We start from the raw sequence: 17,203 nt of genomic DNA, 5'->3' as shown, positions 1-17,203 counted from the left end.
CAGAGCACCAGTCAGGGGAACGGTGCGGGGCGTACGAAGGTCAGGCTTGGCCTGTGACGTGGACCGCCGCCGGGTCCAGCGCCCTGTCTCGGGGTGGGCTCGGCGGGCAGCGCGGGGCGCTGGCCCGCGCACGCCCGTGGCCGCTGGTCCGCGCTCAGCGGTGGCGGGGGCCTCGCGGGCGTGTACGGCGGGGATGCCGCGTGCGGGCCCGCAGTACGCCCGCAGTACGAGTGCCGCGATGGCGGCGCCGGGGATGGCCAGCGGGAGCAGGGCGCGCGGCCCGGGCGGTGCCTGGACCAGCTCGGGCCCGAACATCTTCGTCAGCAACTCGCCGCGGCCCTGGCCATCGCCGTGCTCGCCCGACAGCGATCCCCCATGCGCCACGACCAGGTCGGCAGCTCGCTCGACGAACGCCCGCATGAGAGCGACACCCCCTCCGCGCCCGGCTCAACGGGGCAGCGCCGATTTCGGGCATCCACCGAGAGCAGCCGGTTGCAGTGCTTGCTCCAGTCCATCACGACGGCGGCGTTGCAGCACTCGCCGGGGCAGGCTCGTGCCGCCACCACGCGACAGCAACGGCGCCCCCAGTTTCCCGGCACACCGCCACGGTCTCCTGCGCCACCTCCGCCGTGCGCGGGATGACCACGGCGTTGGGGATCTGCCGGTAGTTGGAGCCATCCGTCGAGTACGTGGACAGGGCTAATCGGTCGGCCTGGGCACCGTCAACCTGACTCGTCCCGCTCGTCTCCGCGATCGCCCTCAGCTTGCGAAGGAGTCGTTCGGGGCGTCGCGCGACCGGGTCGGTCGGCGGAGAGGCCCCGCGTCACTTCACGTTCGATGTCATCGTCTCGCTCGCCCTCGGCCTGGGAGGGTGTCTGCTCGTTCATCTCACTCATCGCAAACCTCCGGTGTGGCCGTACCCGGTTGACGCGTCGGCGCGAGCCGGCCTTGGCCGCACACCGATGACGGCCGCGAGCCGAGCCGTGGCGCGCGGGTACCCGCGGACGCCGCCGGCTAACAAACGGCCATGCAGGTGTGTGCAGGTGTGGTACCCGGCCCGGCGGCAGACCCGCGGACCGGCCGCTCAGGTGCATACGAGTGAAGCAGCGCTGCAACGCCGGCCGGCTGGCATCGCCTTGCCCTGACGACCTTGCCCTGCCGCGGGGAGGGGGCCCCGGCTCAAAGCGTCAGGTCGCTGCCGCACGCCATGGGGCGAGCGCATCCGAAGGAGACCGCAGGCCGCGAGGAAGTTCGGATCGAACAAAACTGTTGACCATGTCTCGTCAAGCAGTATGGTCTAGGCCAAGCAGTCGGCGCGGGCCCCTCCCGAACGGCCGCTGACGGGCCGGAATCCCCACCTCCGGCCGACGCGTCAGCCGCCTCAGCCGCATGTTGCCCTGCTGCCATCACCTGCCCCCACGGCAGGCCCCCCACTGAAGGAGCTGCCATGAACAGCAAGAAGAAGCTGGCCATCACCATGGGGGCAGTCATTGCCCCACTCATCGCCATCAGCCTGCCCGCCAACACGGCCAGTGCCCACGGCTACATCTCCTCGCCCCCGAGCCGGCAAGCGCAGTGTGCTGACGGCACGGTACCTTGCGGCCCCATCAAGCACGAGCCGCAGAGCGTCGAAGGCCCCAAGGGGCTGAGCAGTTGCAGTGGCGGCAACGCCGCCTTCGCAAACCTCGACGACGACAGCAAGGGCTGGAAGGCAACCCCCGTCAACCGGATCACCAGCTTCAACTGGCGGCTGACTGCGCGGCACTCCACCAGCACCTGGCAATACTTCGTCGGCGGATCGAAGATCGCGGAGTTCGACGACGGCGGAGCCCAGCCCGGCTCGACCGTCACCCATCAGGTTGACTTCGGCAACCTGTCCGGCAAGCAGAAGGTGCTGGCGGTGTGGAACATAGCCGACACCTCCAACGCCTTCTACGCCTGCGTGGACGTCAACATCGGTTGATCGGAACCACAATCGGGTCCGGGCCGGGGTCGGGAGACTCCGCTCCGGGGCTGGCCTGAAGCCTTTCGGCTACGGCCGCGCACGCCTGGCCCCGGCGGGGTTCCCATCGCCTGCCGGGGCGTCAGCCGATCTTCGGCGGCTGGTCCGCCAGTGACGTCACCTGAAGGCGCCCCCAGTCCACGAGCCGGTCGAAGCGCAGCGTGGCGGACTTGGTTTCGGCAGGCGGCGTGACCTTCAGATATCCGGCCTGCACCGCGTCCGTGCCCGACTGCGTCCAGGCCAGGTCGGCCCAGGCCGAGTCGCCGGACTCTACTCGTACATTGGTCTTCCCCGGGTCCTTGGCGTACCAGGTCGAGCCCCACTCGGCCTTGGTGGCAAGCGCCTTGTGGTCCGTGCGCTCCAGGCCCAGGCCCGGGTAGCCACGCAGTAAGCAGGTGTGGTCGGTGGTGTTCTTGAAGCGGAGGTAGATTCCCGCATGGCTCATGCCGTTTCGAACACCGGGATCGACGCCGCCGTCGTCCAGCGTCACCTTGAGTCCGCCGAGCTTGCATGTGGGGACGGCCGCCGCCGACGCCTTGCGTGCGTGATCGCCCGCCGCGCTGCCGGTGGCGCTCGCGCTGCTCGCCGACAGACCGGCGGCCAGCAGCGCCGCGGCCATGACGGCGACCCCGGCAGTGGTACGGGTGGCCGGCGTGGAACGCGGCGCGGCAGTGGCCCGGGTCATGATGGTGCTCGTGGTGCTGGTGCTTCGCATGGTCGTTCGTCTCCTCCGTGTGTTGCCCCGGCGTTTCGCCCAGGCAGCGGTATCGGCGATGTGACGCCTATCCGTACTTGAGGTGACAAAAAACGGTCGCCAACGGATGGGTCCGCTTTAGGCCATGAACTACTTTTTTCTAGACAGCGATCACCAACCGTCCCTCGACGCATGACTTTCGCAGGTGCCTGGCCGCCGCCCACCCGAGGCCGTGCACGCCGTGGACAGCGCCGACCGGCAACGCCCTACCGGCCCTTGGCAAGCCGATCCGGGCCGTCACACTGACCTTCAGCCGCCACGCCGGGTGCCGGTGGGCGCGCCGAAGAAGCACCAGCCGCTCGACCCCGCTCACGCCCGGGACAGCGCCGCTACGTCATGGCGTTCCACCACGGCGACCGGCCGCGTCAGCGACTCGTCTTGGGCGTCGATCTCCAGCCGCCGTAGCCCGTCCTGGAACTCCCCGGCGGTGAGTTGGGTGAACTTCGACTGGGGCTGGGATGTCATACGGGCGTGGTAGTCCCGCAGGCTAGCGGTGACCGGCCGAGCGAAGGACGTCACCGTACGGACCGTGAAACCGGCTGCGGCGAAGTCGTCAAGCACCTCGGACTCGGCGGGGAACCGCTGCTCATCCAGCGCGCGCAGCTGCGGCCAGTAGTCGTAGACCAGTGCGTCCAACCGCTCCCGAAACGTTGTCCGAATGACCACTACCCCACCGGGCCGAAGGATGCGGCCCAACTCGCCTGCAACCCGGGCCCGGTCGGGCAGGTGGTGGATCACACGGGACAGCAGGGCCAGATCAAAGAGGTGGGAGCCGGTAGGCACGGCTTCAGCGGTGCCTACCGCGTACTGGACTACCGGATGCGAGTTGAAGCGGTGAGCTTGGATGAGCATGGGCACGGACGCGTCGATACCGACGACCGCCGATGGGTTCAGCCAACGGGCCATGGCCGAGCAGAACATGCCCGTCCCCGCCCCGATCTCCACCACGGCAGGTGTTGGATGCTCCGTGAAGGAGCCGATCAGGTGCGTCCAGTCCCGCAGTGACGCCTCGGGCATCTCATTGCCGCGCTGGTAAACGCCCGCCAGCCGCGGGTCCTCGTAGACATTGGCCATGCCAAGGATGGTCGTGAGTGCACCGTTCTTGGGCAAGACCGCCTGCCCGTGGTCAAGGCGTGCGGTCGGCATCTGAGCACGACCAACGCGGCGTTACGTCACCGGAGATCCTTCCCCCTCTGGTACCCCGCCGGGCCCGCGGCCCTTGGCCGCGTGGCCCTCCCCTGCCACCCCCGTCACTCCGGGCACATTCAAGCGATGGCCCCGGATTAACAGACAGGCATCAGGCAGGTCGGGGTGGACCGGAAGCCAATTGGTCTAGTCCTACCTTGGTTCAGACCATTGACATGTATCTGACCGCGAGGATATTCCAGTGTGCATACCGCTGCGCACCCGGGAATCGGCGGTCCCCACCTCACCAGCTTGGACAGACATGAGACGTAAGCGCTCGCTCAGCGCCGCCCTGGCCACGGCCGTCACCGCCGTGGTCGCTGCGGGCCTGACCGCGATCAGCGGCGGCACCGCCCAGGCGGCAACTCCCCTGCCACCCCGCGTCTTCGCCCCCTACTTCGAGGCTTGGACCGGCGAGAGCCCCGCCGCCATGGCCAACGAGGCCGGCGTAAAGCACCTGACGATGGCGTTCATCCAGACAGAGAAGAAGGGCTCCTGCACGCCGTACTGGAACGGCAGCACGAGCATGCCGATCTCCCAGGCCACCTTCGGTGACGACATCAAGACCATCCAGGCCAGGGGTGGCGACGTCATCCCCTCGTTCGGCGGCTATACCGCGGACACCACCGGCACCGAGATCGCCGACAGTTGTACGGACGTCAACCAGGTCGCCGCCGCGTACCAGAAGGTGATCACCACCTACGACATCTCGCGGCTCGACATGGACATCGAGGTTGACGCGCTGAACAACACCGCCGGCATCGACCGGCGGAACAAGGCCATCAAGAAGGTCCAGGACTGGGCCGCGCAGAACGGGCGCCAACTGGAGATCTCGTACACGCTGCCGACCACACCGCAGGGTCTGGCCGACAGCGGCCTAGCCGTGCTGCGGAACGCGGTGAGCAACGGGACCCGGGTGGACGTCGCGAACATCATGACGTTCGACTACTACGACAACCTCCCGCACGACATGGCCAAGGACACCGAAACCGCGGCCCAGGGATTGCACAACCAACTCGCCCGGCTCTACCCGGACAAGTCCGCGACACAGTTGTGGGCCATGATCGGTGTCACCGAGATGCCGGGCGTGGACGACTTCGGTCCGGCCGAGACCTTTACCCTGGCCAACGCCACCCAGGTCTACAACTGGGCGGTCTCCAAGGGCATCAACACGCTCTCGATGTGGGCTCTCCAGCGGGACAACGGCAGTTGCCCCGGCGGCGGAGCCAGGGACAACTGCTCCGGCATCGAGCAGAACAAATGGGACTTCAGCCGCATCTTCGCGCCGTTCACCAGCGGCTCCAAGCCTCCGACCAACGACTTCTCAGTGACGGCCACACCCGCCTCCGGCTCGGTAGCCGCCGGTGGCACGGCCACCACCACGGTGAAGACCGCGGTAACAACGGGTGAGGCCCAGAAGATCGACCTCGCCGCCACGGCACCCAAGGGCATCGCCGCCACGCTCAGCCCCAGCTCCGTAACGGCGGGCGGCTCCTCGACGCTGACCCTGTCCGCGGCTCCTGAGATTCACTCAGGCACCTACACCGTCAGCGTCACCGGTACGAGCGGCGACCTGAACCACACGGCGACGTACACCCTGACCGTCACCGGCGGGGGCGGCAACGAGTGCACGGCCGCTCCCTGGGCCGCCAGTACGGTCTACACCGGTGGCCAGCAGGTCTCGCACAAGGGCCACAACTGGAAGGCCAAGTGGTGGACGACGGCCGAAGAGCCTGGCACCACCGGCCAGTGGGGCGTCTGGCAGGACCTCGGCGCCTGCTGATCTGTTCCTGACTCTTCCTCCAACTGCTCGGCAACTCCACTGCTTTCGCCTCTCCGCCCATCGCGGCGCACCGATGTCCGGCAGGTTCGTCCTGCCGGACATCGGTTCCGCATCGCCGTGGGACTGCTCACGCATACCGCTTGCCCACGCTTGGCGGCGCCGGGGGCGCGACCTCGCAGCCACCGCCCCTGACCGGCAACGACCAACGGGCCCGCCACCTCGCCCACACGCCCACACGCCCATACGCACCGTCAGACGGGCAGGACACAGCCCGAGGAAACGGTGGCGAAGGGCGTTCCGGAGGAGGTGAGTGCACCGGTTTCCCGGTGCACGGTGAAGGTGCCGACCGTACGTCCGTACTGGTTGGCCGCGAAGAGCACCGTGCCCGCCGGCGAGAGGCTGATGTGCCGGGGCCAGGACCCACCGCACGGCACCGTGTCCACCAGGCGCAGACCGGCTCCGCCGTTGGTGACGGCAAATCGCGCGACGCTTTCGTGGCCGCGGTTGGAGAGGTAGACGAACCGGCCATCGGCCGAGATCACCACCTCGGCCGGGTAGTTACGCGTGCCTGGGTCGGAGCCGCCAGGGAGCGTCGGCTGACTCTCGCCGCGGGTCAGCACACCGGTCGACGTGTTGTAGGCATAGATGCTGATGGTGCTGTTCAACTCGTTGGCCACATAGGCGTAGGGGGCCGTGGGGTGGAAGACCATGTGCCGGGGGCCGGCGCCCGGCACCGACTTCGCCTCGGACACCGGCCTGAGCGTGCCGGACCCGGCCACGAGCCGGTAGGTGTACACCTTGTCGGTGCCCAGGTCTACAGCGAAGACGTAGGCGCCCGCCGGGTCGGTGAGGATCTGGTGCGCGTGCGGGCCCTCCTGGCGGGTGGGGTCGGGGCCGGAGCCAGTGTGCTGAACGAGCGATGTGCGCGCGCCCACGCTGCCGTCGCTGTTGAGGGTGTGAGCGGCGATGCTGCCGGCTCCGTAGTTCGCGCTGAGCAGGTGGCGGCCGGTGGGGTGCACCGACAGGTGGGTGACGTTGGCGCCGCCCGTGGACCGCGCCGGGCCCAGTGCGGTCAGCGCGCCGCCCGCGCCGATGGTGAAGGCACGTACTGCCCCTTCCCGGCCGCCGTTGTCCAGCGAGTAGAGCACCTTGCCGCTGGGGCTCAGCGCCAGGAAGGAGGGGTTGACGACCCCGGGAAAGCCTCCCTTTTTGGTCAGCGCACCGGTCGCCGTGTCGTAGGTGCAGGAGATGATCCCGCTGCCGTACGTACCAAGGAACGCGTATCGCAGGTCGGCGTCGCGTCGCTGGCGAGAGGGGGCCGGAAGGGCCTGCGCGGCGGAGACTCCAGCGCCGAGCGCCGTGGCGCCCAGCACGCCGGCGCCCACTGAACCGACGAACGAGCGGCGTCCGATGCCCGAACCGAGGGTGACGCGGCGAGGGCGCTCCTGTGGGGAGAGGGACATAATGGGGGACCTTTCGACACCAGAGGTATGACATGCCTAGGTCAAAAAGCATGACGCGCGCCGCCACCTAGGTCCAGACCTATTACCGCCAACGGCGAAGGCACAACCCTTCGCGTTCCCGGCTCCTGCATAACGGCCGCCCGCCCGGTTGGCTACGGCTGTGGGGCTGTTTGTCGCCCTCGGCTCAGCGCCTTCGCTGGCCCCCGTACAAGAGAGCCCCGCTGGTGACGGCGAACAGCGCGGCCGATATCCCCAGGCCCGTGGTGTCGAGCGCCTGCTGGTCCGGTTCCTCGATGTACGGGTCGAGGAGTCCCGCGGGGTCCTTGTACAAGATGACCCGCTGGCCCGGCTTGAATTGCCCGGAGCAGTTCTGTTGCTCAGAGATGCGGTGCACCGCGCCCGAGGTGTCGATCACCGTGCAGGTCTCCATGGTGGTGCCCTTGGCGTTCCGCCGCTGTCCGGTCTGGGTGACCATGGCGTCCAACTGGTCGCCCACGCGCTTCGCGTACAGGTCATAGAGGGCCGGCCCGGCAAAGAGCACCAGGGCACATGCCGCGACGCAGGCAAGGGTTGCCGCGCCCGGCCGGTGCCATCGCCCGCCCGCTATGAAGCCGGCCGCGCACACCGTGCCCAGTGCCAGCGGAGCCGCCAGCCACAAGCCGTGCGGGTACTGCCCGGACCAGCCCGCCACGGTGCTCAACAGCGGAATGAGCAGGGCCCACAGCAAGTGCTGAGGAACGCTGAGGAACGGCGAGCGCGACCGCGATGCCAAGGCGGCGGTCGTTCCCCCGTCGCTGCCCGCATCACCGGGCGTGCGCTCGTGCGTCTGGCTGCGCTGCGTACGCAGGCTGCCCTGCGTACGCGCGTCATCGCTCGGGCCCGTCGAGCCATCGGTCCCGCCGGTCACGCTCACGCACACTCCCCCGCCGCCCTCCCTCACTCACTCACTCACTCACTCACCAGCCATCCTGCCGCTGCCCCCGCCGGGGCTCCCCCTGGGTCGCCCCTACCCGACCAGATCAGACCAGACCAGACCAGACCGGCCTCTCGGTCGGTGCCCGATGGGCTCACTGGATGGCGGGTGGCGGACTGGCAAAAGGTTATGGCCAGTTGGCAGTTCTCTGGGACGGCCGGTTGTGCCAGGCTCCGCAGCGGCGGCGTACGGCCTTGTGCGCAAGGACGTACCGGCCGGCGCCCGCCCCACACCCGTTGTCCCCCCACACGAAGGAGTGTGTGATGGTATCCACCAGACGTTGGGGCCGTGTCGTCGGCCTCATGGTCGCGGCAACCGGTCTTGTGGCCGTCAGCTTCGGCCCTGCGTCCCCGCACGCCTCGGCGGCACGGCACGACACCGCGCCGGCGGCGTCCTCGTCCACCCGCTCGACAGCACCCTCTTCAGCACCTTCGGTAGCCGCCGCCGGTACCGAGCGGACGGCCGATGTGGCCTTGCGATACGGCAGCGCTGGGCGGTCCTGGAGCCAGGAGATCCGCTCGCCCGGTTCGTCCTACGTGAAGGTGCACTTCGCCGCGCTCAAGCTCGTCGGCAACGACCGGGTGACCGTGGCCTCCCCGGACCGACGCGAGGTGCACACCTATTACGCCGACCGCAGCCGCGGCTCTGACTACACCGAACACGGTGACGCCGGCTTCGCCGCCCTGTCGATCGACGGCGACACCGCGGTCGTGACCCTGCACGCGACAGGGGCCCGGGACGCCGATCGGCTCGCCCGCCGCGGCTACGGCGTGGAGATCGACACCTACTTCCGTGGTCTCGACGCCACCGAGCGGGCCGTGCGCGCCCCGTCACCCAAGAGCGTATGCGGCAGCGACGCGCGAAGGGACGTCGCTTGCTACCAGACCAGCCACCCGGTCGAGTACGCCCGCGGCAATGCGGTAGCGCGGCAACTGCTCAGGGGCACAGGCCACTGCACCGCCTGGCGGGTAGGCAATACCAACCGGATGCTCACCAACCAGCACTGCATGGAGAGCGAGGCGGACCTGCGCTCCAGCGAGTTCCAGTTCGACTACCAGTGCGCGACCTGCGGCGGCAACAACCCGCGCCCCGGCACCAAGGTCAGCGGTCAGCAGCTGCTCAAGCTGAGCGGGCTCAACGCCCTCGACTACGCGCTCTTCAGCGTCAACAGCTTCGAGAAGATACAGCAGTTCGGGACGCTCTATCTGGAGCCGCGTACCCCCAAGGCGGGCGAGCGCATCTACATACCGGGCCACGGTGACACCAAGCCCAAGCGGCTGTCTGTCTACGAGGAGTCCCAGGGCGGTGCCACCTGCAAGATCGACACCGTGTCGTCCGGAGTCAACACCGGCTATCGGTGCGACACCTCGGGCGGCAACTCGGGTTCGCCCGTACTGGCCGCCTCCTCGCACAAGGTCATCGCCCTGCACCACCTCGGCGGCTGCCCCAACTGGGGAACGCGCATCTCACTGGTGTACGACCAGATCAAGGGCGACATCGACAACAACCAACCGCCGCAGGCAGCCGCCCGCTAGGCAGCTCTGACCGATAGCCACGTGCCCGAGCCCGTACGCCAGCCCGCGACCGATCCACGGCCTGCGCTGCTAGCGCATGGCTCGCTGACCGTAGGGCCCGGCGCGTCCGCCCCTACCGCCATCTGCTGAAGGAAGTTCGTCCGGCCACTGCTACCTCCGTGTCCGCATGGTGGGTGCAGACGGGCCGGACGAACGGACGCCTCGCGCCGCGCTCACAGCGTCGCTCACTGGCCGCACGGGACAGCCCGACGCTCTCCCCCGCAGAAGACACCTTCCGCAACGCGCGGCGACGGGTCGGCACCGGTCAAGGGGCATGGGACGCGCTCAGGATCAAAGGCCGCACTGCGGCAGGGCGAAGTGGCGGATCACTGCGCCTGGCCAAACCTGCCCCGGTGGCTATGCCTTACGCGCCACGCCGCCATACATCGCAACATCGTGGTCGGGGACATCGACCTGACCGGGCCCGGGGTGCCAGTGATGCACCAGGACCACGCCAGGTTCCACCAGATCAAGGCCGGTGAAGAACGCACGCGACTGCTCGTGCGAGCGTAGCCGCAGCGTCATGTTGCGCCGGGTGTACTCCCGGGCCACGGCGGTCATTTCCCGCGGAGCCGAGTCGGCCGTGGCAGTGGTCAAGGCGAGAAAACTCCCGCTGGGCAGCGCATCCATCAGCCGCCGCACGATGCCGTACGGATCGTCGGCGTCCGTAAGGAAGTGAACGACGGCGATGACGCTCAGGACCGTTGGCTGAGACAGGTCCAGGGTGTCGCGAACCTCGGGGGACGAGATGATGCTGTCCGGATTGCGGAGGTCGGCCCGTAGGAAGCTGGTGCGCCCCTGCCGGGTGCTGTCCAGCAGGGCTTGCGCATGGGTCAGCACGATGGGGTCGTTATCGACGTAGACAACTCGGCTGTCCGGCGCGACACCCTGGGCGATCTCGTGCAGATTGGGTGGGGTAGGGATGCCCGTGCCGATGTCGAGATACTGGCGGATGCCGTGCTCGCGCGCGAGATAGGCGACCGCACGCCCCATGAAGTCTCGGTTCTGCCACATCGAGATCGGGAGCGAAGGCCAGCCGCCACACATCGCCCGGCCAGCGTCTTGGTCCGCCGGATAGTTGGTCTTGCCGCCCAGGATGTAGTCGTACACCCGCGCCGGGTGTGCCGTCGAAGTATCCAGTGGGAATGGTGTGGGGCGGTCCTGCGTCATGTCCTACCCTCCCTGTTTCGGTGGTCCGGTCTTGATCGTGGCGAACGGTCCGGTGACGCCAACCGCGGTGTACCCGCGGGCGAAAGCGCATGTGCACATTCGCCCCGAGGCAGGTCACGGCGGGCCGGCGGGACGTCGCGGGGGCGGCACGTTGTCTATGAGCTCCCACAGGGGGCGGGAGCCGGCGGCCCAGGTGCCGAGCAGGCGACGGTCTATGAGGTGGATGCGGTGGGTCTTGCCCCAGGGGACGGCCGGTGCGGAGAACCGGCCGTTGGTCAGGACGACCGCGACATCGGCGCCATGGACTTGCCGGGCGGTGCCGTTGACCTGCTGGAGCACGCCAACGCCGACCGACGAACCGCGATCCCCGTCCCTGCGATGTTTGCACTGGATCGCCCAAACGCGACCCGCCGGGTCCACTGCCTTGACGTCGCAGGCGTCGTCTCCGGCGCCTCCAATGCGCTCCGCCCTACAGCCGTCCCGGCGCATCAGGTCACGGACCGCAAATTCGAACTCGCTGTGATGCAGCGCGTCGATCTCCGCCAGTCCCCATCGCAACGCGCCGGCGCGCGCCTGCTCCCACTGGGCTCGCTGCTGAGACCGCTGCTGCCAGGCCACCCCGGCCACTGCTGCCAAAACGACGAGGACGATCAACACCCACCAGTGCGCGACAAGCCATTGGACGAGACCGACTACCACGACGATCGCGACAACGGCGCCCAGCAGTCGCTGATTTCGCCGCTCTGACGATCTACTCTGACGCCGTCCACGGGCGGCGCCCCGACGTGCGGGACGACGTGCGAGACGGCGTGCGGGGCGACGTGCGGGACGGCGCGCGGGTCTGTGCGGAGGGCGACGCGCCGGCCGGCGGGCGGGCCGGGGGCTCATCGGATGCCCTCCTGCCCGGCCGCGACGGCTGCGGCGAACCGCAGTTGCCGGGCACGCTGCCTCCTACTCCGTTCGCCCCCACCCCGTTCGCGCCCTTCGCAGCCGTCTCGCGACGCGGGCTGCGATGCCCTGCGCAGCCGCCGCGGGGGCGCTCCCGGAAACCGTACGACGGGTCCAGGTGCCAAGGCCGTTTGCCCGCTGCTCATCGGAGCCAGCCGTCCGGCTGGCTGAGGCCCGCCGTCGTCATGCATCTCGTCTGTGGTGGCCACGATCACGCCCCATCTCCTCGTCAGTGGCCTGCTGCCCGGCCGACCGCCCGGGCCGAACCTGCCGCCCTCACACCCCTCGTAGGCCGCAGCCGCCCCCACACCTCGCACCTTCGCCACCCCGTTCCCTGTCGCTACTGCTTGCCCTGCGCTCCGACACAGCACAGCCACCCCCGCCCGGCCGGCGGGTGCCTCCCTGTGTCGTTCCACCATCAGACCACGCGCCACTGACAATGAGCTGAGCAATGGTAACTTTGAGCGATCATCGGCCTTCCATGGCCGCGTAAATCTCCGGCCCGGCGTCCGTCGTGAGAGCCCGGGATATGCCCCCGCTGGGCCGGGCCGAGCGGCCTCGCGTCGTCGGCCGGTCGTCCCAGTGCCCTGGGCCGCGACGCCGCCCCGTACAACCGACAACAGGCGTTGCACAAACACGTCATGGCCCCCCATACGACCAACGCCAGGCAGCGACGAGCAGGCAATGGACGGCATGCGCGGCGTGGAGCGGGGCGTGGAGCGGGGCGTTCCGGCTGGGTGTGATGGCGTACCTGCCTCGCCGTTCACCGTACGTCGGCGCATCAGTTGGCCAACGAATCGGTCCGTACGCTCCCGCAGTGTGGATCAGCGGCTTACGATGCGCTTGCGCATACAGAGGACACCTGGGGGGCTTGATGTCCGGTATATCGCATGACGGGGCGCCACGTGACGGCGTACCAAAGGCCTACGCCTCGGAAGGGCTTCGGCATCTGAGGAAGCTGGCCGCACGGCTGCCGGACGGCGTGGAGTTGTACGCGCTGAGGCCCGATGGCGGCATCGCCTTTGCCGACCGGGGCGGCGCCCGAGAGCTCGGCCCAGAGCGGGACTTCCTCCGCTTCATCGACGACGGCCAGTTCGCCCACTACCTCGTCGGGGACGCCGGCACCTCACCCGAGCGACCGTCCAACGCCACCGTCAAGCTCGGTGTCGTCGGCCCGCGCAGCGCCTTCACACCACACGCTCACGGCGGTGAGCACTTCGTGCTCAGCCTCGGCCACGCCGCGTGTGGCCTCTACGACGCGGAACGATCCGAAGTCAGCCAAGTGCCCCTGGTACCAGGGGTGATGATCCGTATCCCGGAGATGATGCCCCATTCGTTTTCCAACCGGGGCACCGCGCCACTGACCATCTTGGCCGCCAACACCGGTTACGGCATCGACCACGAGGACTACGCGATCACCGCGCAGGAGGCGGAGCGCCGTTCGACCGCCACGCCCGCCGCCGGTGATGGGCCGCTGAGCACCATCACCCGCTCCGGCACTGACTTCTACGCGCTCGCCGCGGCCCTGCGCGACATCGAGAACGTCCAGCGGCTGCGGGGCACGGGCACCACCACCATGCGGGAACGATTGGCCACCAGGTTGCGCCGGGTGGCCAGCGCGCTGGAGGCACCCCGGTGATCTGCCCGCACTGCGAGAAGTCGCTGTTACGCAAAGAGCGGCCCAACAACGTCTGTAGCAACTGCAAGCGGCGGTACGCGCTTGACCCCAAGACCAATCCCTTGCAGATCAGCGACCTGCGCATACGCCGGGTCATGACCAAGCTGACCGACGAGGGGCGGGTCCCGTGCACGCCCGGGCAGTTGTGGTACGCGCTATCGCGCAAGTCGCTGCGGTCGAAAAGAACCGAATCCGGTTGCGTGGCGCTGTTCGTCGCCGTGGTGGCGACTATCGTCGGACTGTTCAGTGACACCAGGTTCGTTGTCATCGCTGGCTGCGTGGTCTTGCTCGGCGCCATCACGTACCTGGGCATGCTGGCGGGTGGTCTGCGCAGGGGCCGGCCGAGAGTGGCCCGCTCGGACTTCCACAAAGACGTACTCCAGCAGTGGATCGGCGTATACGGCAGCCCCCCGCCGGGTCTGGTGGACGATCGGCGTCATCCGCAGCCGGGGCCGATCCCCGCCGGCAGCCACCATGCAGTGCTGCTGTGTCCGGACCCGTCCATCGCCGCCTTCCTCGTCGCCGCCGGACTGCCCGACCGCTACGGCCTCGCCCTCGCCCGTGAGGTGCACGACGTCCCCGCCCGCGGCCCCGTCATCGTGCTGCACGACGCCGGGGCGCACGGTCTGCTGCTCCTCCAGCGTGCCCGTGGCGCCCTGCCGGGTCGGCCCGTGATCGACGCGGGGCTGCCGCTGCGCACCATGCGGGGGCTGCCGAACGCCGTGCCCTACCGGAGCGGCAAACCGGGCCGGGCCGCCATGGCCGAACTCACCGCACGGGGCCACTTCACCCGCGGCGAGCTCAGATGGCTGCGCGCGGGCTGGACGTTCCCCCTCATCGGGGCACCACCGGCCCGGCTGCTTGCCGTGGTGGAGCGGATCGCCGAGCGCGTGGGTATGGCCACCGACCCACAGCGGCGGCACGCCGCGGCCGTGGGCTTTTTGACCTGGCCCACCACGGGGGAACGATGACGTGCCCGCACTGCCAGGCGCAGCTGCTGCGCAAGGAGCGGACCGGCAGTGTGTGTTCCCGCTGCCGCAAGCGGTTCGCCCTGGACCCGAGGGAGCACGGTAGGGGCATGCACGACCTGCGGATACGCCGCCGTGTCCAGCAGGTGACGCAGGACGGCCGAGTGCGGGTGACGCTCGGCCAGTTGTGGTACCTCACCCTGACCGACAGCCTGTATTGGGGCCCTTCCGACGCCAAGGGCACGCCGCCGCGAACCCGGTGGCTAATCACCGGTTCGCTGGCCGCCGCGCTCACCGTGGCCGCTGTCGTGGCCGCCGTCAGCACTCCCGTGTCAGGCAAACCGGTGGCGTACGCGACCGGCGTGGCGTGCCTATTGCTCCTGGGCTGGGCCGCGGGCGGCAAGTACCGTCCGGCGAGCCGTGGCAAGGTGTCCCTCTCCTCCTCGTACGTACGCTTCCGGGAGCTGATGTGCGGTCCCTGGAAGCAGGTGTACGGCGAGTTGCCTACCGGGATCGTGGACGAGAGGGCGTTCACCGACTCGGCCCTGCCGGTGGCCAAACCGAATGCCGCACTGCTGTGCCCCGACCAGGCCGTCAGGGTCTTCCTCGCCGCCAACGGCCTTCCTCAGCGGTTGCGGCTGGCCGTGGTCGAAGGCCTCGGTGAGCTGCCCAGGAAGGTGCCGGTGGTCGTGCTGCACGACGCGAGCGCTGAGGGCGCCCTGCTGGCTTCGGACATACGCGAGGCCCTGCCGGGGCGGGTGATCGTGGACGCCGGTTTTTCGGTGGGTGTCGCGCACGCCACCCACACGGTACGGCTGTTGAACCTACCGTCCCGCATCAGTTCGGAGCGGCTACGCACGGCTGCCGGGCTACCTGCGGCGCTCGCCGACTGGCTGGCCGATGGGTGGTGGAGCCCGCTGGCGGCGGTGCCTCCCGCCCGGCTGGAGTCCGTTGTCATACGGGCCGTGGAACAAGCGGTGGAGCGGGGCCGGATCGCGGCCGACCCGCAGCACCGACGTGCTGCCGCGATCGGCTTCTTGACCTGGCCGCAGGCCACCAGTTCCGCTTTCGAGGAAGGCAGAACCACCTGATGACCGCGCAACCCCCTCCGGCCCCACATGCCCGACAGGTCCCGCAAGTCCCACAGGCCCCACAAGCCAGCCCGGGGCCGCACCGCGGGCGACGGGTCGGCGGGCCCGCGGCCCACCTGCTCGACTGGGCCATCACCGTGGCCGCCGCCCGGGCCGCCGCGCCCGGCGGCATCCGCTTCACCGAGCGCCAGCTCTACTACGCCACCTGCCGCGTCCTGCGGCCGGTGCCCAACGTGCTGCGCCGTATCCCGCGCTCCCCTGCCCCTTCGCTGCGGCTGGCCCATTTCACCCGCGCGCTTGAGGCCCGCGGCGGGGAGGTGCCCGGGTTGCTGCGCGAGTTCGTTGCCGAGGGGACCAGTCCCGCGGTGGGCCCGGCCCGGGAACCCGATGTGTACGACTACGGGCTGCCCCGGCTACTGATCTGTCAGGACCGTTCCATCGCACGGATGCTGTTGGCCAACCATGTGCACCTGGAGGCGGCCTGCCCGATCCTGGCCGCCGAGGACGGCCAACCGCTGGACGCCCGTCTGGTGGCCGGCCTGGAGCGGGCACAGGGCGCGACCGTGTACGTCCTGCACGACGCGAGCCCCACCGGCCTCGCCCTGCCCGGCCGCATCCGAGACGGATTCGGGCCGGTGCCGGGGGTGCGCGTGGCCTCGCTGGGTCTGGTGCCCCGGCATGCGGCATCCCTGCATCTGGCGTCCGGGCGTGCGCCCGGCCCGGTGCCGCTGCGCGAGCCTCTGCCCAAGGGGCTACGCCCGCAGGAGGTCGCGTGGCTGGCACAGGGGCGGTTCACCCAGGTCGCTGCCGTACCACCAGAACAACTGCTGCGCACGGTGCAGCGGCTCACGCGCGGCCCTCGCCCGTTGCGGCCCTCCGTATGGACCGATCTGCGCGAGCTGCGGAGCACTGGCTTTTTGACGTGGCCGACCGCGCAACGCGCTCCGGCGCTTCCTACCACCCTCAGCACTTCTCGCCTACCGACCGCCCATACCAAGGACCGCAGAAAATGACCCGGCCACATGAGATCGGTTATACCGACGAGTTGCTCGCCGACGGCAGCGTCCATCGCGCTTACGAGGACGGTTGCCAGGAGTGGCGCCGCCGCGGGGACGGTGGCGTCGTGCACTGGCACGACAACCGGGGCGCGGTGGGCACCGACGAGCTCCTGGGACAGCGCATCGTCAAGCGCGTACAGACCGATGGAACAGTGACGTACGGCCGCGACATCGGGTACGGCCGGACGCTGTGGGCACGGGGCGAGACGGTCATGATCAACCGGACGTCGTTCGGCGGCCGGACGGGCGCCGTGCTCGCCACACTCGGCGTGGTGAGCCTGGCCATCACCGCCGCCCAACTCCCGCCGCTGCACCTGACGCCCGCGGAGGAGGAAGCGCTGCGCCAGCAGCAGGCCGCGCAGGCGCAGGGGTCCGCAGGCGGTGACGGCGGGGGCGACCCCGGCGGTGATCTGAGCGGGGCTGAGGAAGAGAGCTGGGAGGGTAACTGGGGCGAGGACGACGGCGGTTGGAGCAACGACGACTTCGGCTGAGCCTCGATAGCAGCTGGTCGGACCGATCCGATGGCATGGAAACTACGGGCGCCACCAGCCGTGCA

Annotated in this window: 14 protein-coding genes and 1 pseudogene; 8 read left to right on the top strand and 7 right to left on the bottom strand. The window is 69.4% G+C overall.

Going from position 1 to position 17,203, the window contains the following annotated elements:
* Positions 1-288 precede the first annotated feature (288 nt).
* Positions 289-432 (bottom strand): annotated as a pseudogene (locus tag FHS42_RS39285) (FAD-linked oxidase C-terminal domain-containing protein); the annotation flags it as partial.
* Between the two features lie 1,015 nt (positions 433-1,447).
* Here FHS42_RS39285 and FHS42_RS32620 point away from each other — a divergent pair.
* Positions 1,448-1,963: a lytic polysaccharide monooxygenase auxiliary activity family 9 protein gene (locus tag FHS42_RS32620; protein WP_184579315.1), complete on the top strand. Its 516-nt coding sequence runs from the start codon at positions 1,448-1,450 to the stop codon at positions 1,961-1,963.
* A gap of 121 nt (positions 1,964-2,084) precedes the next feature.
* On the opposite strand, the gene FHS42_RS32615 is transcribed toward FHS42_RS32620, so the two are convergent.
* Both FHS42_RS32615 and FHS42_RS32610 read right to left on the bottom strand, forming a co-directional pair.
* Positions 2,085-2,717: a DUF4232 domain-containing protein gene (locus tag FHS42_RS32615; protein WP_246495737.1), complete on the bottom strand. Its 633-nt coding sequence runs from the start codon at positions 2,715-2,717 to the stop codon at positions 2,085-2,087.
* Positions 2,718-3,065: 348 nt separating this feature from the next.
* Entirely contained in the window at positions 3,066-3,902 is an 837-nt protein-coding gene (locus tag FHS42_RS32610; RefSeq protein ID WP_246495735.1) for a class I SAM-dependent methyltransferase, read from the bottom strand.
* Positions 3,903-4,203: 301 nt separating this feature from the next.
* Between FHS42_RS32610 and FHS42_RS32605 the strand changes: the two genes are divergently transcribed.
* Positions 4,204-5,724, top strand: coding sequence for a chitinase (locus FHS42_RS32605; protein ID WP_184579313.1), 1,521 nt, complete (start codon positions 4,204-4,206; stop codon positions 5,722-5,724).
* A 251-nt stretch (positions 5,725-5,975) separates the two neighbouring features.
* On the opposite strand, the gene FHS42_RS32600 is transcribed toward FHS42_RS32605, so the two are convergent.
* Together FHS42_RS32600 and FHS42_RS32595 are read right to left on the bottom strand one after the other, a co-directional pair.
* Positions 5,976-7,187, bottom strand: coding sequence for a lactonase family protein (locus tag FHS42_RS32600; protein WP_184579311.1), 1,212 nt, complete (start codon positions 7,185-7,187; stop codon positions 5,976-5,978).
* 184 nt (positions 7,188-7,371) lie between these two features.
* Positions 7,372-8,100 carry a hypothetical protein gene (locus FHS42_RS32595; RefSeq protein WP_184579309.1) on the bottom strand — a complete coding sequence of 243 codons (729 nt, stop codon included), beginning with the start codon at positions 8,098-8,100 and terminating at the stop codon, positions 7,372-7,374.
* A gap of 323 nt (positions 8,101-8,423) precedes the next feature.
* Between FHS42_RS32595 and FHS42_RS32590 the strand changes: the two genes are divergently transcribed.
* Positions 8,424-9,695, top strand: coding sequence for a trypsin-like serine peptidase (locus FHS42_RS32590; protein WP_221477089.1), 1,272 nt, complete (start codon positions 8,424-8,426; stop codon positions 9,693-9,695).
* 396 nt (positions 9,696-10,091) lie between these two features.
* Here FHS42_RS32590 and FHS42_RS32585 read toward each other — a convergent pair whose 3' ends face one another.
* Positions 10,092-10,904, bottom strand: coding sequence for an SAM-dependent methyltransferase (locus FHS42_RS32585; protein ID WP_184579307.1), 813 nt, complete (start codon positions 10,902-10,904; stop codon positions 10,092-10,094).
* A gap of 114 nt (positions 10,905-11,018) precedes the next feature.
* On the bottom strand, positions 11,019-11,603 hold the full coding sequence (locus tag FHS42_RS32580; RefSeq protein ID WP_312867139.1) for a restriction endonuclease: 585 nt from the start codon (positions 11,601-11,603) through the stop codon (positions 11,019-11,021).
* Between the two features lie 1,123 nt (positions 11,604-12,726).
* On the opposite strand from FHS42_RS32580, the gene FHS42_RS32575 reads away from it, so the two are divergent.
* The 5 genes from FHS42_RS32575 to FHS42_RS32555 are packed head-to-tail and all read left to right on the top strand — an operon-like array spanning position 12,727 to position 17,138.
* Positions 12,727-13,491: a cupin domain-containing protein gene (locus tag FHS42_RS32575; protein ID WP_246495732.1), complete on the top strand. Its 765-nt coding sequence runs from the start codon at positions 12,727-12,729 to the stop codon at positions 13,489-13,491.
* Positions 13,488-14,501, top strand: a complete 1,014-nt coding sequence (locus tag FHS42_RS32570) for a hypothetical protein (protein ID WP_184579301.1) — start codon at positions 13,488-13,490, stop codon at positions 14,499-14,501. The genes FHS42_RS32575 and FHS42_RS32570 overlap by 4 nt, the downstream gene beginning before the upstream one ends.
* Entirely contained in the window at positions 14,498-15,589 is a 1,092-nt protein-coding gene (locus FHS42_RS32565) for a hypothetical protein (protein WP_184579299.1), read from the top strand. The genes FHS42_RS32570 and FHS42_RS32565 overlap by 4 nt, the downstream gene beginning before the upstream one ends.
* The gene (locus FHS42_RS32560; protein ID WP_184579296.1) at positions 15,589-16,602 is read left to right on the top strand and encodes a hypothetical protein; all 1,014 of its coding nucleotides are present in this window, start codon (positions 15,589-15,591) and stop codon (positions 16,600-16,602) included. The genes FHS42_RS32565 and FHS42_RS32560 overlap by 1 nt, the downstream gene beginning before the upstream one ends.
* Positions 16,599-17,138 (top strand): hypothetical protein, encoded by a 540-nt coding sequence (locus tag FHS42_RS32555; protein ID WP_184579293.1) that lies wholly within the window; start codon positions 16,599-16,601, stop codon positions 17,136-17,138. The genes FHS42_RS32560 and FHS42_RS32555 overlap by 4 nt, the downstream gene beginning before the upstream one ends.
* The last annotated feature ends 65 nt before the right edge of the window (positions 17,139-17,203 follow it).

Origin of the sequence: Streptomyces zagrosensis (assembly GCF_014203645.1) — a bacterium.
Taxonomy (GTDB): Bacteria; Actinomycetota; Actinomycetes; order Streptomycetales; family Streptomycetaceae; genus Streptomyces; species Streptomyces zagrosensis.
Note: the sequence above shows the minus strand (reverse complement) of the source record. Positions and strands in the feature narration are given on the sequence as shown.

Excerpts from the sequence above, each read along its gene's own strand:
- FHS42_RS32620 (WP_184579315.1), top strand. The coding sequence starts at position 1,448 with ATGAACAGCAAGAAGAAGCTGGCCATCACCATGGGGGCAGTCATTGCC.
- FHS42_RS32575 (WP_246495732.1), top strand. The coding sequence starts at position 12,727 with ATGTCCGGTATATCGCATGACGGGGCGCCACGTGACGGCGTACCAAAG.
- FHS42_RS32605 (WP_184579313.1), top strand. The coding sequence starts at position 4,204 with ATGAGACGTAAGCGCTCGCTCAGCGCCGCCCTGGCCACGGCCGTCACC.
- FHS42_RS32555 (WP_184579293.1), top strand. The coding sequence starts at position 16,599 with ATGACCCGGCCACATGAGATCGGTTATACCGACGAGTTGCTCGCCGAC.
- FHS42_RS32610 (WP_246495735.1), bottom strand. The coding sequence starts at position 3,902 with ATGCCGACCGCACGCCTTGACCACGGGCAGGCGGTCTTGCCCAAGAAC.
- FHS42_RS32565 (WP_184579299.1), top strand. The coding sequence starts at position 14,498 with ATGACGTGCCCGCACTGCCAGGCGCAGCTGCTGCGCAAGGAGCGGACC.
- FHS42_RS32600 (WP_184579311.1), bottom strand. The coding sequence starts at position 7,187 with ATGTCCCTCTCCCCACAGGAGCGCCCTCGCCGCGTCACCCTCGGTTCG.
- FHS42_RS32615 (WP_246495737.1), bottom strand. The coding sequence starts at position 2,717 with ATGCGAAGCACCAGCACCACGAGCACCATCATGACCCGGGCCACTGCC.
- FHS42_RS32590 (WP_221477089.1), top strand. The coding sequence starts at position 8,424 with ATGGTATCCACCAGACGTTGGGGCCGTGTCGTCGGCCTCATGGTCGCG.
- FHS42_RS32585 (WP_184579307.1), bottom strand. The coding sequence starts at position 10,904 with ATGACGCAGGACCGCCCCACACCATTCCCACTGGATACTTCGACGGCA.
- FHS42_RS32560 (WP_184579296.1), top strand. The coding sequence starts at position 15,589 with ATGACCGCGCAACCCCCTCCGGCCCCACATGCCCGACAGGTCCCGCAA.